Origin of the sequence: Novosphingobium aeonii (genome assembly GCF_052279045.1) — a bacterium.
GTDB lineage: Bacteria > Pseudomonadota > Alphaproteobacteria > Sphingomonadales > Sphingomonadaceae > Novosphingobium.
The window spans coordinates 1,785,431-1,812,337 of record NZ_CP176832.1; the positions used below are offsets into that span (position 1 = coordinate 1,785,431).

A 26,907-nucleotide genomic window follows, 5' to 3' on the forward strand; every position below is an offset into this window, starting at 1 on the left:
GCCTCAGGGGTTCCTATGCGGTCAGGCGAATGCGTGATGCATGTCCAGATCCGCCTCCTGCGCGCGGGCGACGCCGTTGACGATCGCAAGCAGGGATCCGGCGGCGACAATTCGCAAGGCATAAACGATGCAGGTCAGCACGGCGCCTGCCGGCGGTGCGCTTATGCTGAATGAGAGGAGCGTTCCTGCGACAGTACCGGCGATCATGCAGGTCCACCAGACGACCAGGCGCGGATCGGTAGGCTGGTCTGCATCATGGCCATGCAGGTGGCTCCGGTTCCACAACTCTCTCATCGCTTCGAATGGCTTGAACAGGCAGGCTATCGGAATGAAGAAGTAGCCGACGGACCATCCGGGCGAGAATTCCAGGCCTTCCATCCCGGCCGCGAAGAGATTCGCATGGGCCCTGTGGATCCAAAGCGACACCGCGACTGCGCAGACCAGATAGACGGCCAGGACGGCGACGGTACCTGTGGCGGCGAAAACCGCCAGCGGGCTTTCCGGGACGGCACCGCTGGCGAGCGAAGCTGCGATGGCCGCGAGGGTCAGCCCGGTGGTTCCGATGTAGCAGCACAGCAGAACCCGTACCACGAGCGTACGGCGGGCGAGCGAGGCGATTCCATCGGAAAGCGCGGTTTCGGGCATGATGAAGCTACTTTCGGGAAGGATTGTCGTTCAGGCAAAGACGGTTTTTTCGTCCATGAGCGTGGCCTGCGCGAGGGTGATTGCGCGCAGGATCACCACGAGGCCGGCAGCAGCCACGCACCAGAAGACAAGCCCTGATAGCATGAGCGAAAGGTTGAGCAGACTGGGCGAGATGAATTTCACGGGCGAAACGAGGTTGAACAGCCCGAGGCCGGTCACGAAGAACACCAGCAAGGAACCGGTGACGAAGCTCATCCACCAGATCGCCACTTGCGTGACGCCGGTGCGCGACTGGTACTCGTCTTCTCCGTGGCTGCGGTTCCACAGTTCGCGCATGGCCAGGAACGGCACGAAGAGCTGTGCCACCGGAACGAAGAAACTGGCGCCGGACCAGACCGGCCGCGCGCGAAGGCCGGCGAGCCCTACGGCATGGAGGTTGGCGATGGCCTTGTGAAACCAGAGCAGGAAGGCGATCATGGCTACGACGAAAGTGACCAGACCGGCGATAATCGCCAAGCCCGCGATCACGAAGGGAACCATCTTCGGCTCGCCGAGCTCGATATAGCCGATTTGCCGCCTGTATTCGGCCCAGGCCAGCGCGAAAATCGCGATGATCAGGGCAACGACATAAGCTGCTGCTGCCAGTTGTGTGAAGACCGAATAAGTCGCCAGCCGCGCGTTAGCTTGCGGCGTGATATGCCCCCGCATGTTCCAGTATTCCCCCGTCGCACCTCACGGGAGGCTGCCCTGCGGCAAGCGCGACGTCAACTGGGTTACAATTTGGGCTTCGGGAATTTAACCTTGGGTTTTCAGCAGCAGGGAGAGAGCGTGCTGGGCCTGTTCCATGCCCGTTTCCAGCACGCTGTCACCGCTGCGGTCGGCAATCCTGGGCCAGGCTTCGGCGAACCCTTCTACGGAAAGGTTGTCCTCGCCAAGCAGAATGCCGTCATTCATTGTGACGAAGGCGCTCTGGCAGACACCGCCCCCTGCGCCGACTATGGCGTCATTGGGGGCGTCCTTCGATACGAGAAACAGTGCGGCGGGCACGACGGCTTCGGGGCGGAACGCTGAGTAGGCTTCGTCGGGGAAGATGTCCGCGGTCATCCGCGTACCGGCGGTGGGGGCAAGCGAATTGACGCGGATGCCGTACTTCGCGCCTTCCATGCGAAGCGTACGCGCAAGGCCCAGAACGCCGAGCTTTGCCGCTCCGTAGTTGGCCTGGCCGAAGTTGCCGCCGAGGCCGCTGGAACTCGTCGTCATGAGTACGCGGCCATAGTTCTGCTCTCGCATGATTTCCCACACGGCCTTGGTCGCATAAGCACTGCCTAGCAGATTGACCCTTACGACCCGTTCGAAATCGGCCATGTCCATCTTGGCGAAAGTGCGGTCGCGCAGGATTCCGGCATTGTTGATGAGAACATGGATGCCGCCCCACGCCTCGCTGGCGCGTGCGGCCATGGCTTCCATTTGCGCGAAGTCCGAAACGTCCCCGCCATCGGCCATGGCCTCGCCGCCGAGCGCGCGGATTTCTTCGGCGACGGCAAGAGCGGAATCGGAATGCCCCGAGCCGTCAAGCGCCGTGCCAAGGTCGTTGACGACGACTTTCGCACCGCGCAGCGCGAGTTCGAGGGCATAGGCCCGGCCAAGACCGTGACCCGCTCCGGTAACCACGGCAACCTGATCGGCAAAGGAGATGAAGGACTGCATCAGCCGGGAATGGCAGGTTGCGCGAGCCCCTTCAATTGCAAAGGTGGCATGGTTTGGCCTCCTCACGGGTTGCCCCGGAGCGTTCGCGAGGCCATAGGCGCATGAAACGAATCTGCGCTGCTTTAGCGAAAGGCCCTGCGATGAAAGTCCGCGTCCACGTCAGCCTCAAGCCCGGTGTTCTCGACCCGCAGGGCCGGGCGATCCACCATTCGCTCGAAGGCCTCGGCTTCGACGGTGTCAACGATGTGCGCGCCGGCCGCCTCTTCGAACTCGATGTCGAAGAATCGGTCAGCGACGAAGCGATCGACGACATGTGCAAGAAGCTCCTCGCCAACATGGTGATCGAGAACTACCGCATCGAGAAGGTCGCCTGATGGCTTTCCGCTCCGCTGTCGTCACGTTCCCGGGCTCCAACTGCGACCGCGATCTGGCGGTGGCGCTGGAAAAGGTTTCGGGGAACGAGTGCATCCGCGTCTGGCACGGTGATGCAGAACTGCCCGAACGGCTCGATTTCATCGGCCTGCCCGGCGGCTTTTCCTATGGTGACTACCTTCGCTGCGGCGCGATCGCTTCGCGTTCGCCGGTCATGCAGGCGGTGATCGAGGCCGCCAATCGCGGCGTGCCGGTGTTCGGCGTTTGCAACGGCTTCCAGGTGCTGACCGAAAGCGGCCTCCTGCCGGGCGCCCTGCTGCGCAATTCGGGCATCCGGTTCGTGTGCCGCGAAGTGTCGCTCAAGGTGGAGAACGCGCAGTCGCTGTTCACCTCCGGATACGAGACCGGCCAGCATATCCGCGTTCCGGTCGCTCACCATGATGGCAATTATCATGCCGACGACGAAACGCTCGACCGTCTCGAGGGCGAGGGCCGCGTGGCTTTCCGCTATGCCGAGGACGTCAACGGTTCGGCCCGTCAGATCGCCGGCGTGCTCAACGCTGCCGGCAACGTGCTGGGCATGATGCCGCACCCGGAGCGAGCGATCGAGGCGACGCACGGCGGCACGGATGGCCGCGCGCTTTTCGAAAGCGCGATTCGCGGGATGGTCGGCGCCTAAGCGGCCGCCAGGGCGGGTCCGGCGATTGCCGGATCTGCGGCGGACCGACTATCGAAGGTTTGCCCATTCGGGAAAGATCGGGAGCGGGGAGGGGCATGCCTTTCCCGCTCCTTTTCGTTGGGCTTTCTGGAGTTTCAGGCGGCGGAGTAGGCGCGGTTGCGGAACAGCGCGCCGGCGTCCGCGGCCGACATCGGGCGGCCGAAGAAGTAGCCCTGGATCTTGCGGCAGCCGAGCTTGCGGATCATCTCCACCTCCTTCTCGGTTTCCGTGCCTTCGGCGGTGGTCGACATGCCGAGGCTGTCGGCCATGGCGACGACGGCACGGATGATCGCCAGGCTTTCCGGGTTGCCGGTGGCGGCGCCCTGCACGAAGGAGCGATCGATCTTGATAGTCGAGAAGCGGAGCTTGCGCAGGTAGCCGAGCGAGGAATAGCCGGTGCCGAAATCGTCGAGGGCGACCTTGCAGCCCAGTGCCATGACCTGCTCCAGCGCGGCGCGGGCGAGCGTGGCGTCGCGCAGGAAGATGCTCTCGGTCACTTCCAGTTCGAGCCTGGCAGCGGGAAGGCCGCTTTGCGTCAGCGCGGAGACCACGCTGGTGACGAAGTTGGCGTCGAGCAATTGTTCGCCCGACACATTGGCGGCAACGCGGACATGATCCGGCCAGTTCATCGCCTCGCGGCAAGCCTCCCGAAGCACCCATTCGCCGATCGGCACGATAAGACGCGTATCTTCGGCGAGGGGAATGAACTTGGCCGGGCTGACGAAGCCATGCTCCTTGCTGTTCCAGCGCAGGAGCGCCTCGAAGCTGACGACCGCTTCGCTTTCGGCATCGACGACCGGTTGGTAGTGGAGCGCGAATTCCTTGCGTTCCACCGCCGATCGGAGCGAGAATTCCAGCTTGCGCCGTTCCTCGGCATGGGCGTGGAGCACGGGTTCGTAAGTGAAGTGTGCGTTGCCGCCCTCGTCCTTGGAGCGATAGAGCGCGAGATCGGCATTGCGCATCAGGGTTTCGACGGTTGCGCCGTCGCGCGGGCCGATCGCTGAGCCTACCGATGCGCCCACGAAGAGAGTGTGGTGGTCGACCTGGTATGGCTGGGAAAGGCTCTGGATGATGCGCTGCGCGACGCGCCGCACGTAGTCGAGGTCCGATGCATCGCGAATGACGACCGCGAACTCGTCCCCGCCTAGACGGCCGCAGACCTCGCGATCGGTCATCTGTTCCTTCAGGCGCTCCGATACGCGCGCCAGCAACTGGTCGCCGACATGGTGCCCCAGGGTCTCGTTCACGGCCTTGAAGCGGTCGAGGTCGATCATGAGGAAGGCGCAGCGCGTGCGCCACTGCGCTGCGTAGGCAAGCGCTCCATCCAGGGCTTCGGTGAGCATCAGGCGGTTGGGAAGCCCGGTCAGGGGATCGTAGCGCGCGAGCCAGGCGATCTTGTCCGAATTCTCCCGAGCTTCGGTCACGTCGGTGCCGTTGCCGCGGAAACCGTCGAACCGGCCGTTCGCGTCGAGCTTGGGATCGCCTGAAAGGTCCCACCAGCGCGGCCTCCCGCCTACCGAGACGCGGACGAGCAGGTTCGAGAAGCTCTCACGGCGTTTCAGCCGTTCGGCAAGTTCGTGAAGGCTCGCCGGAAATTCGCCGGTTTCCCAGCTTGGACCAGCCAGCAGTTGGAGGAACGGCACGCCCTCAAGCTCTTCCGCAGTCCTGTCGAGCGCCCCGGCGAGTCGGCGTGAAACGGCGCGGAGGCGGCGTGAAGGGTCAATCTGCCAGGCCCAGTCCCCATGACCTTTCTCGGATTCGCTTATCAAGAGCGAAACCACTTCGTCCCGTTCGACCATCCCAGCCTCAGCCAGCTTGCCGGTCAGGTATTGCCTGGCGGACTGGATCGTCCCCGCAACGACCACGGCGATGAAAGCCGAGGCGATAAGCGCGATGTCGTAGAGCCCGGCGGCAAGGAAGGAGCCGATGGCGGAACCGCCGACAATGGCGATGAACAGCAGGGTCGTGAGCGGGAACCCAGGAATCAGTACGGCACAGGCGGTCATCAGCATGGCCAGCACGGTCCAGAGTTTGATCTGGACTTGCGGATCGACGAACGGCCCGAAACCGCACACCGGGATGGCCCAGACCAGACACTTCGCAGCCGTGCTGACGATCTGCGCGCGAGCTTCTCCCCGGTGGCGAGGACGGCTATCCGCATCGGCCATCGTTCGTCCGATGCGGGCACCGTGCCAGGTGGTCAGGCAGACCAGCATGGCCCAGCAGGCGACCGCCGCCGGATGGACATGGGGCAGAAGCAGGGCGGCCGCGGCAGCCATGGCCGCCAGCTGCGTCAAGACGCGTGCAAGCGGCGCGCGGCCGAGGCTGGAATACTGGATGCCACGCAGACGAGCCCAATCCCCTTCCGCCGGTTCGGTAAAACCGAGAACGGCGAGAACAGGCAACTCCCGGGGAAGGGCCTTGGTGGGGAGTGACCGCTTATTCACGCCTTCAGCCTATATCGGGCAAAGGGTTATTACTAGGTAAAGCATAAGCGGTCACCGCCGCGCGGGTTATTCGACGGTGACGCTCTTTGCGAGGTTGCGAGGCTGGTCGACGTCGGTGCCCTTCACGCAGGCGACGTGATAGGCAAGGAGCTGAACCGGCACCGCATAGACCAGCGGCGCGATCAGCGGGTGGACGCGCGGCATTTCGATCGTGGCGATGCAGCCTTCGCCTGCCTCTGCGATGCCCTCGGCGTCGGAAATCAGCACGACCTTGCCGCCGCGTGCGCGCACTTCCTGCATGTTGCTTACCGTCTTCTCGAACAGCGGTCCGGAGGGGGCGAGCACGATCACCGGCACGGCTTCGTCGATAAGGGCGATGGGGCCGTGCTTCATCTCGCCAGAGGCATAGCCCTCGGCATGAATGTAGCTGATTTCCTTGAGCTTCAGCGCGCCTTCGAGGGCAAGCGGATAGTCCGGCCCGCGGCCGAGGTAGAGTACGTCTCGGGCCGGCGCGATGAGATGTGCCATGGCGGCGATCTCTTCGTCGAAAGCGAGCGCCGCGTTGAGGCTGGCGGGTGTCTGCAGGAGGTGATGGACGACTTCCATTTCCTCATTCCGGTCCATCCGTCCGCGCTTTACCGCCAGATGCGCCGCGAGGGCAGCGAGCACGGCGAGCTGGCAGGAGAAGGCCTTGGTGGAAGCGACGCCGATTTCCGGGCCGGCATGGGTAGGCAGCAGCAGGTCCGCCTCGCGCGCCATCGTGCTGGTGGGCACGTTGACGACGACGGCGATGGTCTGCCCGGCCGCCTTGCAGTGCTTCAGCGCGGCGAGCGTGTCCGCCGTTTCGCCGGACTGCGAGATGAAAAGGGCAAGGCCGCCCGGCTCCAACACCGGGTCGCGGTAGCGGAATTCGGAGGCCACATCGATGTCGACCGGCAGGCGAGCGAACGTCTCGATCCAGTATTTCGCCACCATGCCGGCGTAGAAGCTGGTGCCGCAGGCGACGATGGTGATGCGCTTGATGGCCGAAAGGTCGAAATCGATCTGCGGCAGGGCGACCGATTGGTCCACCTGGTGGATGTAGCTGCGCAGGGTCTGCGCCACCACGGTCGGCTGCTCGAAAATCTCCTTCTGCATGAAGTGGCGGTAATTGCCCTTCTCGATGGCAACGGCCGAGGCGCCGGAGGAGACGATCTCGCGCTCCACCGGATTATTGTCGGCATCGAAGATCTGCGCGCCCTCGCGGGTGATGACGACCCAGTCGCCTTCGTCGAGATAAGTGATGCGCTGGGTCAGCGGGGCGAGCGCGAGGGCGTCGGAGCCGAGGTAGGTTTCTCCCTCGCCGTAACCGACGACCAGCGGCGAGCCGAGGCGGGCGCCGATCAGCAGGTCGGGGTGCTGGCGGAAAGCGATCGCGAGCGCGAAGGCGCCGCGAAGTTGCGGCAGCGCGACCTTCACCGCCTCTTGCGGGGAGAGCCCCCCTTCGACCTGCTCGGAAACGAGATGCGCCACAACTTCGGTATCGGTCTGGCTCTCGAACCTGCGACCGCGCGCTTCGAGGGCTTCGCGCAGCGGCTTGAAGTTCTCGATGATGCCGTTGTGGACGAGGGCAAGGTGTTCGGTCGCATGCGGGTGGGCGTTGACGGCGGTGGGCGCGCCATGCGTGGCCCAGCGGGTGTGAGCGATGCCGATCAGGCCCGGCGCGGGATCGCGCGCCAGCTCGTCAACGAGGTTCACCAGTTTGCCCTGCGCGCGGCGGCGGATCAGCTGGCCGTTCTCGACCGTGCAGACGCCCGCGCTGTCATAACCGCGATATTCCATGCGGCGCAGTCCGTCGACGAGCCGATCCGCGACTTCTTCCTTGCCGACGATGCCGATGATTCCACACATTGCGCTTGCGTTACCTTGTTCGAGCCGAAACTGCCTTGCCCATACACCGATAATGGTTGGCGTTTGGTGGCGCCACCATGAAGGCTTGGTAATGTGTGCAAAGCGGATGGGTTATCGGATGTAATCCGAAGCGATCAGTCGTCGCCGCTGAGCAGGGCCCCGATTCCGCCAACGGCGCCGAGGCCGAGCAGCGTGCTCTCGCCGCGGTTCTGTCCGCCATAGGGTACGGCGGCGGCCATCATGCGCCCGGCGAGGCGCGAGAACGGCAGCGACTGGATCCACACTTTCCCCGGGCCGCGCAGGCGGGCGAAGAACACCCCTTCGCCGCCGAAGATCATCGATTTCACCGAACCTGCACGCACCAGGTCGAAATCCACGCCGGACGTGAAGGCGGCGACGCAGCCGGTCTCGATGTGGAGTTCCTCGCCCGCTTCCAGCGTGCGCTCGATAACGGTGCCGCCCATTTGCACGAAGACCCAGCCGTCACCTTCGAGGCGCTGCATGATGAAGCCTTCGCCGCCGAACAGGCCGGTCATGATCTTCTGCTGGAAATGAACGCCGATCGAGACGCCGCGCGCCGCGCAGAGGAAGGCGTCCTTCTGGCAGATCAGGCGGCCGTCCACTTCATCGAGCTTGATCGGCACGATCGAACCGGGGATCGGCGCGGAGAAGGCGACGCGGGCTTTGCCGCGTCCTTCGTGCGTGAATACGGTGGTGAACAGGCTCTCGCCGGTGACGAGGCGCTTGCCCGCGCCAAGCAGCTTGCCCATGAAGCCGCTGCCTTGTTGTTCGGAACCGTCGCCGAACACGGTGGACATGGCGATCGACGAATCCTTCCAGACCATCGCGCCCGCTTCCGCTACCGCGCTTTCGCCCGGGTCCAGTTCGATCTCGACGAACTGGAGTTCCGCACCCTTGATTTCGAAGTCGACATCGTCGGCGATCGCGGAATTGCGGCTGTGGCTCCAGGGATTGTTTGGCATGGATACTCCGGGGGACGGGAAAGATTCGGTGACCGCTATCTGGGTTTCGTGAAAGTTCTTGTCAAACCGCGTCCGTTGGATAGTCTACGCAGTTCGACGAACACTGTTCCGACGAAAATCGCCCGGCAAAGATCGGTGCGCGATCGGTGTTCCTGGAGAGGATAACGCCGATGCACTTCACCATGAAGTCGGTTTCATTTGTTTTCATCGGGCTTGCCGCCGTGGCCAGCAGCGGACCTGCATTCGCGCGCGACATCGGTGGCGGCGGGGCGGTGGTGAACACCGCGCTCCACATCGAAAGCCAGAACGGCGTCAGCAAAGGCTTCGCGCTGATTCGTGCCGGCAAGCCTGCGCAGGCGGTAAAGATGTTCGATTCGGTGATCCTCGCGAGCGAACAGGCGCTGACCGGTGACGTCCGTCCGCGGCTCTGCCAGTCGGAAGCGGCTGAAGGGTCTGTTGCTGCGGGCAAGGCCGTCATCGTGAGCAGCGCGGTTTGCGATGCACACTTCGGAAAGGGCTTTGCGCTGGTCGATCTTGGACGCGGCGACCTTGCGGAAGCCGAACTGCGCCGTGCTACCGAACTCGCGCCCGATAATGCCCACTTCGCCAACGAGTATGCAGAACTGTTCAAGTCGCGCCGGGAATGGCAACGGTCCTACGATCTGTTCTCCCATGCATGGGAAATCGTCGACAAGGACACCAAGGGTGACGACGCCTCGGTCGCCGCCCGCGCTCTTCGCGGCATGGGCTACAACAAGATCGAGATGGGCCAGCTTGACGAAGCGCAGAAGCTGTTCCGCCAGTCGCTGGAATATGATCCCGCCAATGCCGGAGCCAAGAGCGAACTGGATTTCATTGCCCAGAAGAAGGCCATCGGCGCCTGACCATTCGCAATCACCGCAAATCTTGAAACGGGCGGTGCTGAACCGCCCGTTTTCGTATCAGCTTGCTGACTTCTCGGCCTTCTTCTTCTTCATGGCATCGTGGAAACGGTCGGCCCAACCCGGCTTGACCAGCTGTTCGCCGCGGACGAGGCGAAGTTCTCCGTCCCCCACATCGCGGGTGACGGTGCTGCCCGCGGCAACGATGGCATCCGCGCCGATCCTGACCGGGGCGACAAGGGCGCTGTTGGAGCCGATGAAGGCGCGCTCGCCAATAACGGTGCGGTGCTTGAAATAGCCGTCGTAGTTGCAGGTGATCGTACCTGCGCCGAGATTGGCGCTGGCGCCCACCGTTGCGTCGCCAACGTAAGTGAGGTGATTGGCCTTCGCGCCTTCGCCCAGTTCGGCGTTCTTGATCTCGACGAAATTGCCGACCTTCGAACCCTCGCGCAGGATAGTGCCGGGGCGCAGGCGCGCATAAGGGCCGACCGAGACGCCGGTTTCGATGGTGGCGCCTTCAAGGTGCGAGAATGCGTGGATGGTCACATCGTTCGCCACCGTGACGCCAGGGCCGAAGACAACGTTGGGTTCGACGGTCACATCTCGGCCGAGATTCGTGTCCCAGGCGAAAAACACGGTTTCCGGCGCGATCAGGGTGGCGCCGTCGGCCATGGCGGCGATACGGCGGCGGGATTGCCAGCGCGCTTCGGCCTCGGCCAGTTCGCCGCGACTGTTGATGCCGCCCACTTCGCCCGGATCGGGGGTGACGATGACCGCACACGACTGCCCGTCGAGTGTCGCCACGTTGACGATGTCCACGAGGTAGTATTCGCCCTGGGCGTTTTCATTCCCGACGCGGGCAAGCAGGCCGAACAGGTCGGCGGACTTTACCGCCATCAGGCCCGAATTGCACAGTCGGCAGGCCCGCTGTTCCTCACTCGCGTCCTTGTATTCGACCATCATGGCAATGCGCCCGTCGTCATGGGCGAGGACGCGGCCGTATTGGAGCGGGTCTTCCGGCTCGAAACCGAGCACGACGACGGCGGGCGAATCCTCGGCATGAAGGCGATGGATCATGGCCTGCATCGTTTCGGTGCTGACGAAAGGCACGTCACCGTAAAGGATCAGCACGTCGCCGGAAAAGCCGGCCAGCGCCGCTTCGGCCTGCTGCACTGCGTGGCCGGTGCCGAGTTGCGGTTCCTGAACGGCGATTGTCGCGCGGCTGCCGAGAGCCCGCTCAAGCTGTTCGCGTCCATGGCCCGCGACGACGACCTGCCGCTGCGGTGCCAGTGCGGCAGCGCTGTCCAGCAGGTGTTCGAGCATGGGACGGCCCGCGATGGGATGGAGCACCTTGTGGAGATCGCTCTTCATGCGGGTGCCCTTGCCGGCGGCGAGGACGACGATTGCGAGAGGCGTGGATTGTTCGACCATGTGTATCACTTGCCAGCAAATTGTTGCGGTTTCCACATCGGGAAGCCACTGAGGAGGGGATGACAGACTTTCCCTTCGACATCGTCGGTTTCGACCTCGACGGAACCCTGCTTGATTCGCTTGGAGACCTTGCGGTGGCGCTCAATCATGCGCTCTCGATCGAGGGGCGGCCAGCCATTCCCGTGAGCGAGGTGCGCGATCTGGTCGGCGGCGGCGCGAGGAAGATGCTCGCGAAGGGGCTGGACGTTACCGGCGGCCCGGTTTCCGAGGCGCGGCTCGACGAACTGCATCATGAACTGATCGCTTACTATGCCGACCATATCGCCGTGGAGACGCGGCTCTATCCCGGCGGCGAAGCGATGCTCAGGGGACTGGCGGAGCGGGGGGTCAAGCTGGCGGTCGTCACGAACAAGCTGGAACGTCTGGCGGTGAAAATCTTTGAGGAAATGGGGCTTTCTCATCATTTCTTCACGGTGATCGGCGGCGACACGCTGGGCCCCGGGCGGGCCAAACCGAAACCCGACCTCATCGATCTCATGCTGGAGCGCGCGGGGAGCGGCCGTTCCGGTGCCGTCAGGGCCGCTTTCGTGGGGGACACCACTTACGATACGGGCGCGGCGGCGGCGGCGGGGCTGCCCTGCGTCGCGGTCAGCTTCGGCTTCAACGACAAGCCGGCCAGCGAACTGGGCGCGACGGTGGTGATCGATCATTTCGACGAACTGATCCCGGCTCTCGAAAGCCTCTGACGTCGTTCGGCGTCGGGCTTCAGGCTTCTGCGCTGTCGAAGACGTAGCCGAACGAGCGGACGGTGCGGGGCAGGTGGGGCACCTGCATCGAGCGCAGCTTTCGGCGCAGGCGGCTGACCCACGAATCCACGGTGCGTTCGTCGCAGACGTCCACGCTTTTGCCGAGCACGCCGATCAGTTCGCCGCGCGTGAACACCCGGTTGGGGTTTCGTGCGAAATGATTGAGCAGGCGCTGCTCGTTGGATTGCAGGGGCACGACCAGACCCTTGTAGCGCGTCAGATGCGAATCGGGCTGGATCAGGAGATCGCCGATCTGGATCGCCGGAGTTTCTTTCCGCGCGGCTGCGGCCGGCTGGTAGATTCGCAGGCGCTGAACGAGAGCGGCCGGGGTAAGCGGCCCAATCAGATAGTCATCCGCCCCCGCATCCAGCGCGCGTGCCTGGGCGCGCTGGTCAGGTTCGGGCAGGATCATGGTCACGTGGAGCGGGTGGTCGTGAATACGGTCACGAAGCAGGCCGCACAGCTGAAGTCCCGACATTTCAGGCAGAAGCCAGTCCAGGAAGACCCAGGTCGGTGCCTTGGAAATACGTACGCAAAGGTCGGTGGCATTCGTCACTTCCGCCTCGAAGGAGAGGAAGCTGTCACGAACGGCGCTGACATGGGCAAGGTCGCCCGAAGTCAGCACGATGTCGCCAGATTTGATCATGGTGTCCCGGGTTTCAACAGGAGTGATCCGCCCACATAGTGCCACATCGGCTGCCATTCACGTGTCAAATTTGTCATGTTTGGCCGTCACAATCACGTCAAAAAAATTACAAGAAAGCAACATGGATGTGACGCGGGCCGCGCTTAGTCAGCCTCCCTGTCGCCCCGACGGGCGAGCCCCTTGCCGCGACTGCAAGGCGGAAAGCAAAGCATTTCAGGGAGTTTTACATGATTCGCCACGCCATCCGTCTGGCGGCTACGTGCAGCATCGTCGCGTTGAGCCAGGCGCCGGTCGCCGCTTTCGCTGACGAAGCAGCAACAAGCGCTGCGGCCGCCGAAAGTGATGCCTCGGTGCCGATCATCGTCACCGCTACCAAGCGCGAGACCGATCTCCAGAAGACGCCGATCGCGATTGCCGTCATCGGCAGCGCGGATATCGAGAAGCAGCACGTCCAGAGCCTGATCGACCTTGCCAGCGGCACCGTGCCGTCGCTGCGCGTCGCCACGTTCGAGGCGCGCCAGTCGGCGCTTACTGTCGGTATTCGCGGCATCGTGCCCTTCGACGCAAACCAGACCGCGCGTGACCAGGGCGTGGGCGTCTACCTTGACGGCGTATACCTCGGCCGCCAGCAGGGACTGAATGCGGCGCTGTTCGATGTGCAGCGCATCGAAGTGCTGCGCGGGCCGCAGGGCACGTTGTTCGGCCGCAATACGGAAGGCGGCGCGCTGTCCATCGTCACCAAGGCGCCGACCGGCGAATTCGGCGGCCGCGTGGAGGCCGGCATCGGCAACTACGGCCAGCGCAATGGCGAAGCGCACATCGACTTCCCCGAATTCCACAACATCTCGATCAAGGTCGACGGCGTCTACCAGCACCAGGACGCCACGGTGAAGAACCCGCTCGCCGGGCAGACGGGCTGGAACTACTACGACCGCGTGGGTGGCCGAATCCAGGCCCAGTGGAAGCCGTTCGAGGGGCTGACCGCGAACATCTCGTTCGACAAGTCGCGTGATGACAACACGCCGATGTACAGCCAGCTCATCAACTACAATCCAAACAACCTGCCGGTTGCCACGCTGGCGCAGATCGCGGCCAATGGCGGTAAGCTGCCCAGCGGCACGATTGCCCCGCTTTCACCGCTCGTGCAGGTCAGCGGCGACAAGCGCATGAAGACCGCCGACATCGGCGTGCCGCAGCAGCCCAGCGTGGACAAGACACAGGGCGTGATGGGCAATCTCAGCTACGATCTGGGGGCGAACCTGACGCTGCGCTCGATCACGGCATGGCGTGAGGTTCATACCGACCAGTACGACAATTCCGGCGGTGCCCATCGCTCGGTCTTCCTCCCGAATGCCAAGTTCGGCCGCTACTCGCTCTCGTTCCTCGACCAGAACCAGTTCAGCCAGGAACTGCAGATCGTCGGCAGCCTGCCGCATCTCGATTTCGTGGCGGGCGCCTTCTACTACAACGAACACGCCAGCGAATATGCCGCGACGCCCAGCTCGAACCAGTGGAATGCGGACGGCAGCGGCTACACCATCCTCAGCCCCAGCGTCACCGGCACGGTAACCTCGGGCAACCAGGGCTGGGACGATTCTTCGCTGTTCCTCCAGCGAGACAGCCGCGCGAAGGCGCAGAGCATCGCCGCTTTCGCCCAGGCAACCTACACGCCCGCCGGTCTCGACCAGGTTCACCTGACGGCGGGCGGCCGCTTCACGCATGACAAGCGTGACGGCGTGCTGGACATGGTGAACGGCGCCGTGGTCGATTACGGCTTCCATTACCGGAAGGACCGCTTCGACCCGATGGTCACGCTGGCCTGGGACGCCACGCAGGACATCAACCTCTACGCCAAGTATGCGACCGGCTATCGGGCCGGCGGCGCCAACGACCGTTCGCAGACGTTTGACGCCTTCGGGCCGGAAACCGTGAATTCCTACGAAGTCGGCGCCAAGATGATGTTCCTCGATCGCAAGGTGCGCCTGAACCTTGCCGGCTACATCATGGACCGTGACGGCACGCAGGTCGATTTCGACAACGTCAACATCGATCCCAACAGCCCGTATTTCAACCTGCACACGCAGGAGACGCTCAATGCACCGGGCACCACGAAGATCCGCGGGCTTGAAGCGGAATTGAACATCCACCCGACGAGCAACCTCTCGCTCGGCGCGTCCTATGCCTACACTTACACCAAGGTGCCCAAGACGCTGAACCCGTTCCTCGGTTCCGCTACCAATCCGGTCTACCAGAATGTCTTCATCGTCTACACGCCGAGGCATGCTGCATCCGGCTTCATCGACTACACGATACCGGTCGGCAGCGGCGACGAGAGCGTGCAGTTCCATCTGGATGCAGCTTATTCCGGCCGCCAGTACACCTTCGAGGACGAGGCCGTGAAGGCTCAGTCCAGCTTCATCGTGAACGGCCGCATCGCGCTTGCCGATATTCCGATGAGCGACAACGGAACCAGGCTGACCGTCTCCGTCTGGAGCCGCAACCTGCTCAACGAAACGCACATCTATCGCCTATCCTACGCCAACGCGAATACCCTGGGCGCGTACGGAAACTTCAATCCGCCGCGCACCTTCGGCGTGGAGGGCACCGTCAACTTCTGATCGCTCCGGTTCCGGCAGGCCGCTCCCTCGCGGCCTGCCGGCAGGTTCCTGCCTGCAAAACTGCACGCGGCTGGGCTTCGGCGCGGCCGCGTGCCTTGTTCGTGGGAACGATGAACGCGGCGGCGATGCCCGCTCCGCTTGCCGGTGCCCTCCGATCATGCGAGCCCTCTGCGATGAAGGCGCCGCTCGGAACGGGCCGCGAGGACGGGAGATGAGGACGATGCCGACACCGGGTGAGAAACTGCGCGCGCTGATCGAAAGCGGAGAGCATTTCGTGGCGGCCGAGGCCTATTCCGCGCTGACCGGGCGCGCGGTGCAGCATGTCGGGTTCAAGGCGGCCTATCTTGGCGGACATGCCTGCTCCGCCTTCCACTACGCAGTGCCGGACAATGGCATCTTCTCGCAGGTCGAGATGATCGAACAGTCTGGCCGGATCGCGCAGGCCATCGACATTCCCCTGATCGTGGATGCCGATACCCTGGGCGAAACCGTGGCCGATGCCTATCATTTCACGCGAAGGTACGTGGCCGCGGGCGTCGCAGGTTATCACGTCGAGGATGAGGTCAATCCCAAGCATTCCAAGCATGCCAACGGTCTCTGTTCGATCGAGGACATGCAGCTTCGCATCGAGGCCGGCGTAAAGGCACGGGGCGATTCCGGGCTCGTCATCATCGCCCGCTGCGACGAGCTCTATACCAGCGCCAATGGCGGGGGCGGTACGGGCTCGATCGAGGAGGCGATCCGGCGCGGCAAGGCTTATGCCGAGGCAGGGGCCGATGCCATCGTCTTCGCCAGCGCCCCGCCCGAGCAGCAGGCCGAAGTGATCCCGCACATGCCGATCCCGGTCTGCACGCTGGGCTTCAACCTTCCGGATACGGGTTTCACGCTCTCGACCGGCTGGGGCTGGGTTTCGGCGGCCGTCGGCCACCTCGCCATGGCGCGCGAACTGATGGAGACCGGCGCGGTGAAGAGCGCGATGGCGGCCTTCACCAACTTCCCGGAGAAATACGATCTGATCGACCAGAACCTCTACGACGATCTGATCGTCGAATGGGCGGAGCGGACGGGGCGGCCGACACGCCCCAATCACGCGAGGTAAGCGAACAAAAACCGAGGCGAGGCTTGAGGGGCGGTCCATCAAGCCTCGTCCTCCGCACGCGTGCTTGCGCGCCCCTTACTTTGCGGGCGCTTCCACGCCTTCGGGCAGGGCCAGGACCTCCAGCCCCATGGCGGGATCGAGATAGCGCTGCGCCATGGCCTGGACATCGGCCGGAGTGATCGTCAGCAGACGGTCGCGGGCCTTGGTGAAGCGTTCGATGCGGTCGGCCTGGGTCTGGGCGCGGTCCACCAGGGAAAGCCAGCCGCCGTTGCCCTTGAGCGCATTCTGATAGGCTTCGAGCAGAGGCGCGCGGGCACGTTGCAGCACGTCATCGCTGACGGGGGCGAGCCGCAGTTCGCGGGCGACTTTCCCGATGGCTTCGCGGCTTGCGGGCACGTCGGCCACGTCGATCGAGGCGCTGATCGTGAAGGTGCCGTAGCCCTTCCAGTAGTGCGAGAGCGAACTGCCGGCAGAGGGTGAGTAAGCCTTGCCGAGCACTTCGCGAAGGCTGTCGGTCAGTTCGATGCGGACGACGCGTTCGAGCATTTGCAGCTTCAGCGCGTCCAGCGGGTCGGAATCGTCGCGGGTGGGCCAGGTCAGGCGAAGCAGCGCCTGGTCGGCAGGGCCGGTATGGCGCAGCACGCGGGGCTTGCGGTCAGCCGTGAAGGTGCGCGGCGGCTGATCCGCGTAGGGACGAAAGGCGGCCTCGCGGGCGGGCAGGGCGCCCAGCGTTCGCGCGACCACCGCGATGGCCTTGTCCTCGTCGAAGTCACCTACTAGCGCCAGTTCGACGGCGCCGTGGGCGAGGCGTTCGGAGATGGTGTCGCGCAGCTTGCCGTAAGTGAGGTGGCGATAGTCGTCCACCTGCTGAAGGCTGAAGCGCGGATCGTTGTCTGACAGGATCCTGCCGAGGTCCGCGCCCATTGCCGAAGCCGGGGTTGCGCGAAGCTGGGCGAAGCTGTTGTTGACCTGCTGGCGGTACTGGACTTCGCCTTCGGCACGGTAGCCGGGATCGGTCATGAGCGCGGTCAGCAGTTGCAGTTGCAATTCGAGATCGCGCGGGGTGGTCGCGGTTTCGGCATCGAAGCTGGCGGCGCCATTGCCAAGGCCGAAGCCCAGCGTATGGCCGGCCATGATCGTATCGAGTTCGTCGCGGCTGTGCTTGCCGAGGCCGCCCTTGTCGAGCCAGCCCACCATTTCGGTGGCGAGCGGGTTCTCCCGGGTGTCGAGCATGTCGCCGCCGTCGATGGAGAGGCTGACGCGGATGCGGTCCTTTTCAAGCTCGGTGGGCTTGAGGTTCAGCATGACGCCGTTCGAGAAGCGCAATTCGCGAATGCCGAGCAGGGGGTCGCGCCTGTCGCTGACGATGGTGCCGGGCGTGCCGAAATCGGTGTAGCCGAATTCCGTCACGGATGGGTCCGCTTCCCGGGGTACGGGGCCGCGCATCGCGCTGAGCCATGAGGCGCGGATGGCCTGTTCTCCGCCTTCGGGAGCCTTGCGGCCTTCGAAACGGATGAGTGGCCTGTCGAGAGCGAGCGCCTCCCGCTTGAGCGCGGCCAGCACCGCTTTGGGCGTGATGGCAGGCGCGAAGGTTTCGAATCGCTCAAGTGCGGAGGCGGGCGTGGAAGGCACGACCCGGTCCTCGACCACCGACAGTGCAATGCCGGCAAGCGCCGCGTTGCTGCGGGTGTTGGCAGAGCCGGCGGCATTGACCATCGAAGTACGGAGCTGCGCCACTTGCTCGGCCACTTCCGCCGCGCTGAACCCTTGAGCGAGGGCGCGGCGATATTCCTGTGCGGTTGCGGTTACGCCATCGGCCCATTTGCCGTCGACGCTGTCGATGATGAGGCGCGTCGAGCGGGCGGTCTCGAAAACGTCACCGGTTCCGAACCCGGCACCGCGGAACGGCGGCGTGGCGCTGCGCGACAAGCGCTGGAGACGGCGATTGACGATGGAATAGCCGATGGAGCGCAGCAGGTTCTCGCGCCGCTGGGCGATACTGTCGGGTTCGTCCAGCCAATCGCCGTTGCGCTGGATCACGAGGCGTTCCGACAGCGCCGGATCGATCCATATTCCGGTGCGGTCGCGATCCTTCGAGGCAACCGGGCCGGGGTCGGGCTGGACCTCGGCCGGGCCGCCGGTCCAGTCAGCGAAGTGGCGGGTGATGCCGGCCTCGACGGCGGCAGTGTCGAAATCGCCGACGATGACCAGCGTGACATGTGCGGGCACATATTCGCGCTCGTAGAAAGCGCGCAGGTTCGCCGCATTCGCGCCGTTGAGCGTGGCGACCGTGCCGATCGGGAAACGGCTGCCGTAGAGCGCCTGCGGATAGAAGAAGTGCGTGGAATCAATGCTGTTGCGCAGGCCGAAAGTATTGCGGTCGCGCATTTCCGAGAGAATTACGCCGCGCTCGCGGTCTATCGCGCCTTGTGAAATGGTCAGTTCGCTTGCCGTTTCGCGCATCAGCATGAGCGCAGTGTCCAGCAACTTGGCGTCGTTGCGCGGCAGGTCGAGCTTGTAGATCGTACGCTCGAAGTTGGTCGAGGCGTTGGTATCGGCCCCAAAAGCGAGGCCGTCCCGTTCCAGCAGGGGGATCATCTGGCCTTCGGGCACGCGCTTGCTGCCGTTGAAGGCCATGTGTTCGACGAAATGCGCAAAGCCCTGTTCGGCTTCCTGTTCGTCCAGCGAGCCGGCGGCGACTTCCATCCGCACCACGGCGGTTCCGGCGGGCGTTGCATTGTGGCGGATCACATAGCGCATGCCGTTGGCCAGGCGGCCGAAGCGGAAATCGGGATCGACCGGCACGTCGCTCGTTTCGAAGGCCCAACGGGTCTCCTCGGTACGGAGCGGTGCTTCCCGGGCGGACAGGGGAAGGGGCGTGGCAAGGACCAGCGCAGTAATGAGAACGATTCGCATATGGCGCCAGTGCCCGAGCAGTCCCTTGATAACAAGGGGAGAGAGAGGTGAACTGTGAGGACTTGCGGATGCTCCAGACGCAAGAAGGCCCGGCACACCTTGCGGCGGCCGGGCCTTCGGGAGCATCGCTGCGGGCCTTACTTGCCGCGCAGCTTGCGGTGCTTCGACAGGTCGAAGACTTCGCTCGGGCCGTTATCGTCCTGCAGCAGGCCGAGGCGACGGGCGACTTCCTGATAGGCCTCTTCCTCGCCGCCGAGATCGCGGCGGAAGCGGTCCTTGTCCAGCTTTTCGCCGGTGAACATGTCCCACAGGCGGCAGCCATCGGGGCTGATTTCGTCCGCGAGGATGACGCGGCTGTAGTCGCCGTCCCAGATACGGCCGAATTCGAGCTTGAAGTCGACAAGGCGGATGTTGATCGCCGCGAACATGCCGCACATGAAGTCGTTCACGCGGATGGCCATCGCGGCGATGTCCTGCATCTCCTCGTTGGTGGCCCAGCCGAAGCAGGCGATGTGCTCTTCGGCGATCATCGGATCACCCAGGGCATCGTCCTTGTAATAATATTCGATCAGCGTGTGTGGCAGCGGCTCACCCTCGGGAATGCCGAGACGCTTCGAGATCGAACCGGCGGCCACATTGCGCACCACGACCTCGATCGGGATGATCTCGACCTGGCGGACGAGCTGCTCGCGCATGTTGAGGCGGCGGATGAAGTGGTTGGGCACGCCGATGTGGTTGAGGCGCGTGAACACGTACTCGCTGATGCGGTTGTTGATCACGCCCTTGCCCTGGATCGTGCCCTTCTTCTGCGCGTTGAACGCAGTGGCGTCGTCCTTGAAGTACTGGATCAGGGTGCCGGGTTCAGGGCCTTCGTAGAGGATCTTGGCCTTGCCCTCGTAGATCTGGCGGCGACGGGACATGCGTGTTCGTCCTTGAAACTGTAAAAGAGCGAGCCCCGGCACGTTGAAGTCGCTTTGGCGACTGCGGGCCGGGGCGTTCGAGCGGGCATATAATGAAAGCAGGCCCAAAAGCAAACAGGGCTTGAGGCAGGGGGATCGAACCGGGCCGCGACCGGGGCATGCCGTTGCGGAGGATTGCCCGGCGAACCACGAGCCGTGCTCTGAACGAGCAGGAAGTCCGTGTCCCGGATTGCGAATTAGTGCCCTTGACCATCGCGTTCATCGAGAAATTCGGCGACGAGGTTCCGCGCGGCTTCGCTCACCTGTTCCCACGTCGTCACGAAACCTTCTGGGCCACCGAAGTAGGGATCGTCGACATCCTGCCCCTCCATGCCCGGCACATGGTCCAGCAGCAGCGAAAGCCGGGCGTGGGGGCTGGCGGGTGCGATCCGTTCGAGGTTCGCCAGATTGCTGGCGTCCAGCGCGACGATTCGATCGAAACGGTCGAAATCCCGGACCGTGACCTGCCGGGCGCGATAGTGGGTGATGTCGATGCCGTGCCGGGATGCCTCGTCGCAGGAACGCGGATCGGGCCCCTTGCCGATATGCCAGGATCCGGTTCCGGCCGAATCAACGGTCAGTTCCAGTCCGGCTTCCTGCGCGGCATGGCGCAACGCCGCCTCGGCCAGCGGGGAGCGGCAGATATTGCCGAGGCAGACGAACAGGACGGATGGGGGAGGCGTTGCAGACATGCTTCCGGCCTAGCGCCGGGCAGGATCGTTCTCAAACGATCATTCAATGCCGGCCAAACAGGCGCTCGAGGAACGTGGGCTCTTCCATCGGCTGGATCGGCCCATGGAAACGCCGGCGGAGGCCGGGATCCAGTGGTGGGCGGGGCGTCCAGATACGTTCGGATCGGTAGGTGCGTTCTTGCGTCAAGGCCATAGGCGATGCTCCTTCTTCCGTCCCGAAGAAACCCGAAGGAAGGCTGAAAGGTTCCCCCGCTGCGCCGCCGTTTGCCATTTCAGGGCGTCACGGCGCCGGCTTCGGCAGCCAGTCTCCTGACCATGGCGCAGACCTCGGTGCCGAGAAACGGCTTGCCCAGCATCGGTCTGTGGCTGTGGCCGCTTGGAAGGTGCTGCCGGTCGTAGCCGCTGACGAAAGCGAAGGGGATGTCGCGTGCGGCCAGTTCGTCGGCAACGGCATCGATCCTCTCGCCGTTGAGGTTGCCGTCCAGCAGGGCCAGGTCCGGCACGGTGTCTCGGATCATGTGGATCGCCTGATCGCACGACGTCGCGGGGCCGAGGGGCGATGCGCCCCAGTCCTCGATCTCCATCATGAGCTCCATGGCCACGAGCGGCTCATCCTCGACCACGAGCACCCTGAGCGCCCGCGGACTGGGCGCGGCTTCCGCAGGAGGGGCGTCCGGGGCAGGCTCAGAACGCGGCGATTCCTCGACGGTAGCAGGCGCTTCGGCGGCGGCATCTGAGAGCGGCAGGACCAACTGCCAGCGCACGCCTTCCGGTGCATATTCCGCACTGATCCGGGCGCCATCACCCGCCATGCTGTTCTCGATCAGGGTGGACCCGAAGCCACGCCGTTCCGGGACGGAAACGGGAGGGCCGCCGTGCTCGCTCCAGGCGAGCGACAGCACTTGTCCTTTCAGCGACCAGTCGAGCGTGACCGTTCCGGCCTCGTTCGAGAGTGCACCGTACTTGTGGGCATTGGTCGCCAGTTCGTGGATGATGAGCGAGAAGCGCAGGGCGAGTTCCGGCGGCAGGTCCACGTCCGGGCCGGAGAGCTTCAGCCGATCCTCGCCGACCGCGCCGATGGCAACCTGATCGGCGATCAGGCGGCGCAGGCTGGCGGGCTCCCATGTCGTTGCGCTCAGCAGCGAATGGGCGCGGGCAAGCGATTGCAGGCGGCCGGTGAACGACTGGTGGAAGCCCTCGGGAGACCGGGCGTGCCGGAACCCCTGCGAGGCGATGGCCTGAACCGTCGCGAGGGTGTTCTTCACCCGGTGGTTCAATTCCCCGATCAGCAGCCGCTGGGTCTCTTCGGCGCGCAGGCGTTCGGTCACGTCGATCAGTTCGATCATCACGCTGGCGCCGCGCGATCCGGTGCCGACCAGCGAGGAGCAGTACCATTCGCCTTCGCGAAGGGCACCGTCGGCGCGCACGAAGCGGTGGTCCTGCTTCTCCCTGCGGTCCTCACCGCCGAGGAGGGCCCGCATCCCGTCCAGGAAGCGCGGACGGTCCGCCACGGGGAGGAAGGGGGCGTCCTCTACCTTGAGGCCGAGAATATCCTGCGCCGCGAAGCCGATCTCGCGTTCGGCGCTGCGATACCAGCTCACGATTCGCAGGTTGGCGTCGATTTCCAGAACGGCGAGGGGGGAGTTGTCGCCATGCGCGCGAAGGCGGCCGAGGGCCAGGCCGAGTTCGTCGCGCTGGCGGGCGATCTCGCGCCGCTGGCGGGCGAGTTCGACGAAGACCGCGACCTTGGAATTGAGTTCGACCATGTCGAGCGGCTTGAGCAGGTAATCCACGGCGCCGGCCTCGTATCCGAGGAACTTGCGCCGCTCGTCCGTGGCCAGGGCAGTGAGGAATATGATCGGCACGGCACGCGTGCGCTCGGTCCCGCGCATGAGCTCGGCGAGTTCGAAGCCGTCCATCTCCGGCATCATCACGTCGAGCAGGGCCAGTGCGAAATCGTCGCGCAGCATGGCTTCCAGCGCCTCGAACCCCGAGGAAACCGTGACCAGTTCGACGCCGGGCTGGTCCAGCGCGGCTTCGAGCACGAGAAGGTTGTCCCTGATATCGTCGACCGCAAGGATCTTGAGCGGCTCATTCAGCAAAGGCGGCCTCCTGCACGTCGTGCTTGGTGCGGCGCCAGATCTTCTCGATCGGCGCGAAGTCGGCGAAGCTATCGCCCTCGGCGGAAAAGTGGACGGTCTCCTTCGAACCGAGGCCCAGGAAGCCGCCGGGCGGCAGTGAACTGGCGAAAAGGCCGAGTGCGCGGTCCTGCAGCGCCCGGTCGAAATAGATCAGCACGTTGCGGCTGGAGACAAGCTGGACTTCCGAGAACACGGCATCGCTGGCGAGATTGTGATCGGCAAAGACCGCGCGCTTGCGCAATGTCGGGTCGAACCGGGCGACGCCGTAATTGGCGGTGTAATAGTCCGAAAGCGAACCTTTCCCGCCCGCTTCCATGTAATTGCGGGAGAAGCCTGCAATACGCTCGATCTCGTAGACCCCGGCCTCTGCCTTGACGAGAGCTGCCGGGTTGATGTCGGTGCAGTAGAACATCGTGCGATCGTCCAGCCCTTCCTCGCGGAAGAGGATCGCCAGCGAATAGAACTCCTCGCCATTGGCGCAGCCCGCAACCCAGACCTTGATGGAGGGCCATGTGCGAAGGTGCGGGATCACTTGCTCGCGGATCGCCCGGAAATACTCGGGATCGCGGAACATCTCGCTGACCTGGATGGTCAGGAACCCGATCAGGACATTCAGGCTGTCGGGATCGTGGAGAATGCGGTCGAGCAGGCTGGAGAGATGGGGATAGCCGAAATGGGACTGGGCACGTTGCAGGCGGCGCAGAAGCGAGGCACGGGAATAGTCGCGGAAATCGTATTGGTAGCGCCGCCAGATGGCCTCGACGAGGAGATCGACTTCGATATCCTCGACGGCCTCCGCCAACCTTCGTGACATCGGCTTCATCGCGGCATCCACACGCGCACGAGGCTGAGCAGCTTGTCCACGTCGAGCGGCTTCGACAGGTAGTCGTTGGCGCCCGCCTCAAGGCATTCGCGGTGATCGCGTTCCATGGCCTTGGCCGTCAGTGCGATGATCGGCAGCGAATGCCACTGACCCTGCTTGCGGATTTCGCGCGTGCAGGTGAGGCCGTCCATCTCCGGCATCATCACGTCCATCAATACGAGATCGACCGGGGCGCCGTCACTGTCCGCCGCGCGGGCCAGTTCGTTCAGCGCCTCGATGCCGTTGCGGGCGATGCGCACTTGTACGCCGTGCGGTTCGAGAACCGAAGTCAGCGCATAGATGTTGCGGATATCGTCCTCGACGACGAGGATCTGGCGGCCTTCCAGCGCGGCATCGCGTCCGAGCGAGCGGGCAAGCAGTTGCTGCTTCTCGTCTGGCAGTTCGGAGACGACCTGGTGCAGGAACAGCGTCACTTCGTCGAGCAGGCGTTCCGGGCTCTTGGCGCCCTTGACGATGATCGATTTGGAGTAGCGCCGAAGCCGCATCTCCTCCTCTTCGGAAAGCTCGCGGCCGGTATAGACGATGACCGGCGGGAACGCGACGCTCTCGTCGTGCGAGAGGCGTTCGAGCAGGTCCAACCCGGACATGTCGGGCAGGTTGAGATCCAGCACCATGCAGTCGAACGTCTCTTCGCCCAGCCGGGCGAGGCAATCCGCAGCACTCTGCACGTCCACCGTCTCGACATCGCGGGAGGCGAGGAGAAGGTGGATCGCTTCGGCCTGCCGGGGATCGTCCTCCACCACCAGAACGCGGCGCAGGCGCTGGTCCATCCGCGCCTCGAGGCCTTCGAGCATGTCGACCAGCGTATCCCGGCTCACCGGCTTGAACAGGTAGCCTACGGCGCCGCTGGCGAGCGCGGCATGGTCGTCGTGGTCGGCCGAGACGATGTGCACCGGGATATGGCGCGTGCGGGTATCGCGCTTGATCCGGTCCAGCACGGAAAGCCCAGTGTGATCGGGCAGGTGCATGTCGAGGATCACGGCTTGCGGCAGGTATTGCCGGGCGAGCAGGGCTCCCTCGTCTGCGGTGCCGGCGATCAGGCACTCGAAACCGACTTCATGCGCCAGATCGCAGAGGATGCGCGCGAAGGCCGGGTCGTCCTCGACGATCAGGATAACGCGGGAATCGCCCGACAGCGTTTCACGGTCGTCCTGCGGGGAGGGGCCGCGGCGGCTTTGCGGGGCAGTCGTTTGCGTGGCGGCCGGGGTCGGGGTGGGCGTGGCCTTGCCGGGCACGCCGGGCGCGCTGCCCGCCTCGCGAGGCGCGAAGCGCTCGGGAATTTCCAGCGAGAAGGTGCTGCCCTGTCCGGGAGTGCTGTGAAGCGTGATCGCACCGCCGAGCAGGTGCGCCAGTTCGCGCGAGATCGACAGGCCCAGCCCGGTGCCGCCGTACTTGCGGGCAATGCCGCCATCGGCCTGGCGGAATGCCTCGAAGATCGCGTCCTGCTGGTCTTCCGGGATGCCGGGCCCGGAATCCCGGACTGAGAACGCAACCCGGCCGGACGCCAGCGCGCCGACCGTGAGGGAGACTTCGCCGTTCGAGGTGAACTTGACCGCATTCGACAGGAAGTTCTTCAGAACCTGCTCAAGCCGGAGGGGATCGGTCTCGATCGTTCCCGGCGCGCCTTCGGCGAGGTTCATGCTGAGCTTCAGGCCCTTGCCGGACGCCGCCGCCGCGAACGTGTTTTCGAGCTTGGAGAGGATGGCGCCTACCGGGACGTCGCGAGGGTCCAGTTCCAGCCTGCCTGCCTCGATCTTGGAGATATCGAGCACGTCGTTGATGAGCGTGAGCAGGTCGTTGCCTGAGGACTCGATGGTCTCGGCATAACGCACTTGTTCGCATGAAAGGTTGCCTTGCCGGTTATCGGCAAGCAGGCGGGCCATGATCAGCAGGGAGTTGAGCGGCGTGCGCAGCTCGTGGCTCATATTGGCGAGGAATTCGGACTTGTAGCGGCTGGCCTGTTCGAGTTCCTCGGTCTGGCCGCGCAGGCGCGCTTGCGAGCGGGTCAATTCGTCGCGCTGCGCCTCGAGCGACTGGGCCTGTTCCTCAAGCTGCGAATTGCTGCGTTCGAGTTCCGCCTGCTGTTCCTCAAGCTGGGACTGCGAGTTGAGCAGCAGCTTGCTCTGCGCTTCCAGCTCGTCATTGGTGGCGCGCAGTTCCTCGCTCTGGTTCTGGAGTTCTTCCGCCTGTTGCTGCGTCTCCGCGAGCAGGTGTTCAAGCCGGGCGCGGTACTTCGCAGAGCGCAGGGTGATGCCGAGCGAATTCGCCACGATGTCCAGGAACGAGACGAGATCTTCCGGGCGGGCATCGGCCGTGTCCAGGAAGCCAAGTTCCAGGACCGCGTTGACCTTGTCATCCACCTGAGTGGCGCCGAGGACGAGACGTGCGGGCGTGGACTGGCCGAGAGCGGAGCCGAATGAAAGGTAGCCTGCGGGAACTTGCGCGATCGTGGTGGTGCGGCCGTGGCGCATGACTTCGCCCAATAGACCCTCGCCGGGCTCCATGCGTTCCGGGACGCTTGCATCGGCGGGCACGCCATATGTCGCGATCTTCCGGAACGCGCCGTCGTCGTTGACATAGAGCGCTCCGGCGATCGCGCCGAAGCGCTCCGCAAGGAAGGCGAGGGCGCGGTCGCCGAGATCACCCAGAGGAATGCTGCCGGCCGTGGCGCGCGCAAGGTCGGCCTCGCACTCGCGCAGCCACTGTTCATGGCGATTGGAATTGCGATAGCGGATCAGGACGAAGCCGATCGCCGCTAGCAGGAAATTGGTCACGCCCGAAAATGCCCGGTTCGTCAGCGCAATTTCCAGCCCGAGTCCCTGCGGCGCGATGAAATAGGCGGCTATCGCGCAGCCTACGCCGGCAATGGCTGCCAGCACCGGCGTGATCGGCCGCCTGGCGACGAAGGCGATCACCGTGGGCAGCAGGTAGAGGACGCTGACTCCGGTGCCGAGCGGGATCGTGATGTCGATGACGAGGGCAAGGCCCAGAACGACAATGATGACAAGCGCAAGCTGGACGTGGGAACTGAGAGCCTTGCTGGGCGACATTACGAATCTCAAGGGAAAAGGCC

General features: G+C 64.3%; 20 protein-coding genes. 6 read left to right on the plus strand and 14 right to left on the minus strand.

What is annotated here, in order from left to right:
• Window positions 1-21: 21 nt before the first annotated feature.
• The 3 genes from ACLIMP_RS08885 to ACLIMP_RS08895 form a co-directional block, all read right to left on the minus strand.
• Window positions 22-645: a DUF4328 domain-containing protein gene (locus tag ACLIMP_RS08885; RefSeq protein ID WP_443477784.1), complete on the minus strand. Its 624-nt coding sequence runs from the start codon at window positions 643-645 to the stop codon at window positions 22-24.
• A 30-nt stretch (window positions 646-675) separates the two neighbouring features.
• A complete protein-coding gene (locus tag ACLIMP_RS08890) occupies window positions 676-1,353 on the minus strand; it encodes a DUF4328 domain-containing protein (RefSeq protein ID WP_324698812.1) in 678 nt (225 codons plus the stop codon).
• A gap of 87 nt (window positions 1,354-1,440) precedes the next feature.
• The gene (locus tag ACLIMP_RS08895) at window positions 1,441-2,352 is read right to left on the minus strand and encodes an SDR family NAD(P)-dependent oxidoreductase (protein WP_324698813.1); all 912 of its coding nucleotides are present in this window, start codon (window positions 2,350-2,352) and stop codon (window positions 1,441-1,443) included.
• A gap of 140 nt (window positions 2,353-2,492) precedes the next feature.
• Between ACLIMP_RS08895 and purS the strand changes: the two genes are divergently transcribed.
• Both purS and purQ read left to right on the plus strand, forming a co-directional pair.
• Window positions 2,493-2,726, plus strand: a complete 234-nt coding sequence (gene purS, locus ACLIMP_RS08900) for a phosphoribosylformylglycinamidine synthase subunit PurS (RefSeq protein ID WP_054441292.1) — start codon at window positions 2,493-2,495, stop codon at window positions 2,724-2,726.
• Window positions 2,726-3,403, plus strand: coding sequence for a phosphoribosylformylglycinamidine synthase subunit PurQ (gene purQ / locus ACLIMP_RS08905; RefSeq protein WP_054441294.1), 678 nt, complete (start codon window positions 2,726-2,728; stop codon window positions 3,401-3,403). Before purS ends, purQ begins: the two co-directional genes overlap by 1 nt.
• Before the next feature lie 134 nt (window positions 3,404-3,537).
• Here purQ and ACLIMP_RS08910 read toward each other — a convergent pair whose 3' ends face one another.
• The 3 genes from ACLIMP_RS08910 to ACLIMP_RS08920 form a co-directional block, all read right to left on the minus strand.
• The gene (locus tag ACLIMP_RS08910; RefSeq protein ID WP_443477785.1) at window positions 3,538-5,889 is read right to left on the minus strand and encodes a putative bifunctional diguanylate cyclase/phosphodiesterase; all 2,352 of its coding nucleotides are present in this window, start codon (window positions 5,887-5,889) and stop codon (window positions 3,538-3,540) included.
• Between the two features lie 66 nt (window positions 5,890-5,955).
• Window positions 5,956-7,779, minus strand: coding sequence for a glutamine--fructose-6-phosphate transaminase (isomerizing) (gene glmS, locus ACLIMP_RS08915; protein ID WP_324698815.1), 1,824 nt, complete (start codon window positions 7,777-7,779; stop codon window positions 5,956-5,958).
• 134 nt (window positions 7,780-7,913) lie between these two features.
• Window positions 7,914-8,762 (minus strand): TIGR00266 family protein, encoded by an 849-nt coding sequence (locus ACLIMP_RS08920; protein ID WP_443477786.1) that lies wholly within the window; start codon window positions 8,760-8,762, stop codon window positions 7,914-7,916.
• A 170-nt stretch (window positions 8,763-8,932) separates the two neighbouring features.
• Here ACLIMP_RS08920 and ACLIMP_RS08925 point away from each other — a divergent pair, with 170 nt between their 5' ends.
• The gene (locus ACLIMP_RS08925) at window positions 8,933-9,646 is read left to right on the plus strand and encodes a tetratricopeptide repeat protein (RefSeq protein ID WP_324698816.1); all 714 of its coding nucleotides are present in this window, start codon (window positions 8,933-8,935) and stop codon (window positions 9,644-9,646) included.
• Window positions 9,647-9,703: 57 nt separating this feature from the next.
• On the opposite strand, the gene glmU is transcribed toward ACLIMP_RS08925, so the two are convergent.
• Complete coding sequence (glmU, locus tag ACLIMP_RS08930; RefSeq protein ID WP_443477787.1) at window positions 9,704-11,074, minus strand: bifunctional UDP-N-acetylglucosamine diphosphorylase/glucosamine-1-phosphate N-acetyltransferase GlmU; 1,371 nt, start codon at window positions 11,072-11,074, stop codon at window positions 9,704-9,706.
• Between the two features lie 59 nt (window positions 11,075-11,133).
• On the opposite strand from glmU, the gene ACLIMP_RS08935 reads away from it, so the two are divergent.
• The gene (locus ACLIMP_RS08935; protein WP_324698818.1) at window positions 11,134-11,820 is read left to right on the plus strand and encodes an HAD hydrolase-like protein; all 687 of its coding nucleotides are present in this window, start codon (window positions 11,134-11,136) and stop codon (window positions 11,818-11,820) included.
• A gap of 19 nt (window positions 11,821-11,839) precedes the next feature.
• Here the strand turns inward: ACLIMP_RS08935 and ACLIMP_RS08940 are convergent, their stop codons facing one another.
• Window positions 11,840-12,526, minus strand: a complete 687-nt coding sequence (locus ACLIMP_RS08940; protein ID WP_185997675.1) for a response regulator transcription factor — start codon at window positions 12,524-12,526, stop codon at window positions 11,840-11,842.
• Between the two features lie 227 nt (window positions 12,527-12,753).
• Here ACLIMP_RS08940 and ACLIMP_RS08945 point away from each other — a divergent pair, with 227 nt between their 5' ends.
• Window positions 12,754-15,144 (plus strand): TonB-dependent receptor, encoded by a 2,391-nt coding sequence (locus tag ACLIMP_RS08945; protein WP_132469463.1) that lies wholly within the window; start codon window positions 12,754-12,756, stop codon window positions 15,142-15,144.
• A gap of 220 nt (window positions 15,145-15,364) precedes the next feature.
• Window positions 15,365-16,243: an isocitrate lyase/PEP mutase family protein gene (locus ACLIMP_RS08950; RefSeq protein WP_132469464.1), complete on the plus strand. Its 879-nt coding sequence runs from the start codon at window positions 15,365-15,367 to the stop codon at window positions 16,241-16,243.
• 75 nt (window positions 16,244-16,318) lie between these two features.
• Here the strand turns inward: ACLIMP_RS08950 and ACLIMP_RS08955 are convergent, their stop codons facing one another.
• From ACLIMP_RS08955 to ACLIMP_RS08980, 6 genes are all read right to left on the minus strand, one after another.
• A complete protein-coding gene (locus ACLIMP_RS08955) occupies window positions 16,319-19,159 on the minus strand; it encodes a M16 family metallopeptidase (protein WP_324698820.1) in 2,841 nt (946 codons plus the stop codon).
• Between the two features lie 137 nt (window positions 19,160-19,296).
• A complete protein-coding gene (gene purC, locus ACLIMP_RS08960) occupies window positions 19,297-20,079 on the minus strand; it encodes a phosphoribosylaminoimidazolesuccinocarboxamide synthase (RefSeq protein WP_054441309.1) in 783 nt (260 codons plus the stop codon).
• Between the two features lie 236 nt (window positions 20,080-20,315).
• Window positions 20,316-20,810: a low molecular weight protein-tyrosine-phosphatase gene (locus ACLIMP_RS08965; protein ID WP_324698821.1), complete on the minus strand. Its 495-nt coding sequence runs from the start codon at window positions 20,808-20,810 to the stop codon at window positions 20,316-20,318.
• A 272-nt stretch (window positions 20,811-21,082) separates the two neighbouring features.
• On the minus strand, window positions 21,083-22,912 hold the full coding sequence (locus ACLIMP_RS08970; protein WP_324698822.1) for a response regulator: 1,830 nt from the start codon (window positions 22,910-22,912) through the stop codon (window positions 21,083-21,085).
• Entirely contained in the window at window positions 22,902-23,774 is an 873-nt protein-coding gene (locus ACLIMP_RS08975) for a CheR family methyltransferase (RefSeq protein ID WP_324698823.1), read from the minus strand. Before ACLIMP_RS08975 ends, ACLIMP_RS08970 begins: the two co-directional genes overlap by 11 nt.
• On the minus strand, window positions 23,771-26,884 hold the full coding sequence (locus ACLIMP_RS08980; RefSeq protein ID WP_324698824.1) for a response regulator: 3,114 nt from the start codon (window positions 26,882-26,884) through the stop codon (window positions 23,771-23,773). Before ACLIMP_RS08980 ends, ACLIMP_RS08975 begins: the two co-directional genes overlap by 4 nt.
• Window positions 26,885-26,907: the final 23 nt, after the last annotated feature.

What these genes read in the sequence shown, in the direction of transcription:
- ACLIMP_RS08950 (WP_132469464.1), top strand. Translation starts at nt 15,365, where the DNA reads ATGCCGACACCGGGTGAGAAACTGCGCGCGCTGATCGAAAGCGGAGAG.
- ACLIMP_RS08975 (WP_324698823.1), bottom strand. Translation starts at nt 23,774, where the DNA reads ATGAAGCCGATGTCACGAAGGTTGGCGGAGGCCGTCGAGGATATCGAA.
- ACLIMP_RS08935 (WP_324698818.1), top strand. Translation starts at nt 11,134, where the DNA reads ATGACAGACTTTCCCTTCGACATCGTCGGTTTCGACCTCGACGGAACC.
- glmU (WP_443477787.1), bottom strand. Translation starts at nt 11,074, where the DNA reads ATGGTCGAACAATCCACGCCTCTCGCAATCGTCGTCCTCGCCGCCGGC.
- ACLIMP_RS08940 (WP_185997675.1), bottom strand. Translation starts at nt 12,526, where the DNA reads ATGATCAAATCTGGCGACATCGTGCTGACTTCGGGCGACCTTGCCCAT.
- ACLIMP_RS08945 (WP_132469463.1), top strand. Translation starts at nt 12,754, where the DNA reads ATGATTCGCCACGCCATCCGTCTGGCGGCTACGTGCAGCATCGTCGCG.
- ACLIMP_RS08885 (WP_443477784.1), bottom strand. Translation starts at nt 645, where the DNA reads ATGCCCGAAACCGCGCTTTCCGATGGAATCGCCTCGCTCGCCCGCCGT.
- glmS (WP_324698815.1), bottom strand. Translation starts at nt 7,779, where the DNA reads ATGTGTGGAATCATCGGCATCGTCGGCAAGGAAGAAGTCGCGGATCGG.
- purC (WP_054441309.1), bottom strand. Translation starts at nt 20,079, where the DNA reads ATGTCCCGTCGCCGCCAGATCTACGAGGGCAAGGCCAAGATCCTCTAC.
- purS (WP_054441292.1), top strand. Translation starts at nt 2,493, where the DNA reads ATGAAAGTCCGCGTCCACGTCAGCCTCAAGCCCGGTGTTCTCGACCCG.
- purQ (WP_054441294.1), top strand. Translation starts at nt 2,726, where the DNA reads ATGGCTTTCCGCTCCGCTGTCGTCACGTTCCCGGGCTCCAACTGCGAC.
- ACLIMP_RS08925 (WP_324698816.1), top strand. Translation starts at nt 8,933, where the DNA reads ATGCACTTCACCATGAAGTCGGTTTCATTTGTTTTCATCGGGCTTGCC.
- ACLIMP_RS08980 (WP_324698824.1), bottom strand. Translation starts at nt 26,884, where the DNA reads ATGTCGCCCAGCAAGGCTCTCAGTTCCCACGTCCAGCTTGCGCTTGTC.
- ACLIMP_RS08895 (WP_324698813.1), bottom strand. Translation starts at nt 2,352, where the DNA reads ATGCAGTCCTTCATCTCCTTTGCCGATCAGGTTGCCGTGGTTACCGGA.
- ACLIMP_RS08890 (WP_324698812.1), bottom strand. Translation starts at nt 1,353, where the DNA reads ATGCGGGGGCATATCACGCCGCAAGCTAACGCGCGGCTGGCGACTTAT.
- ACLIMP_RS08965 (WP_324698821.1), bottom strand. Translation starts at nt 20,810, where the DNA reads ATGTCTGCAACGCCTCCCCCATCCGTCCTGTTCGTCTGCCTCGGCAAT.
- ACLIMP_RS08955 (WP_324698820.1), bottom strand. Translation starts at nt 19,159, where the DNA reads ATGCGAATCGTTCTCATTACTGCGCTGGTCCTTGCCACGCCCCTTCCC.
- ACLIMP_RS08920 (WP_443477786.1), bottom strand. Translation starts at nt 8,762, where the DNA reads ATGCCAAACAATCCCTGGAGCCACAGCCGCAATTCCGCGATCGCCGAC.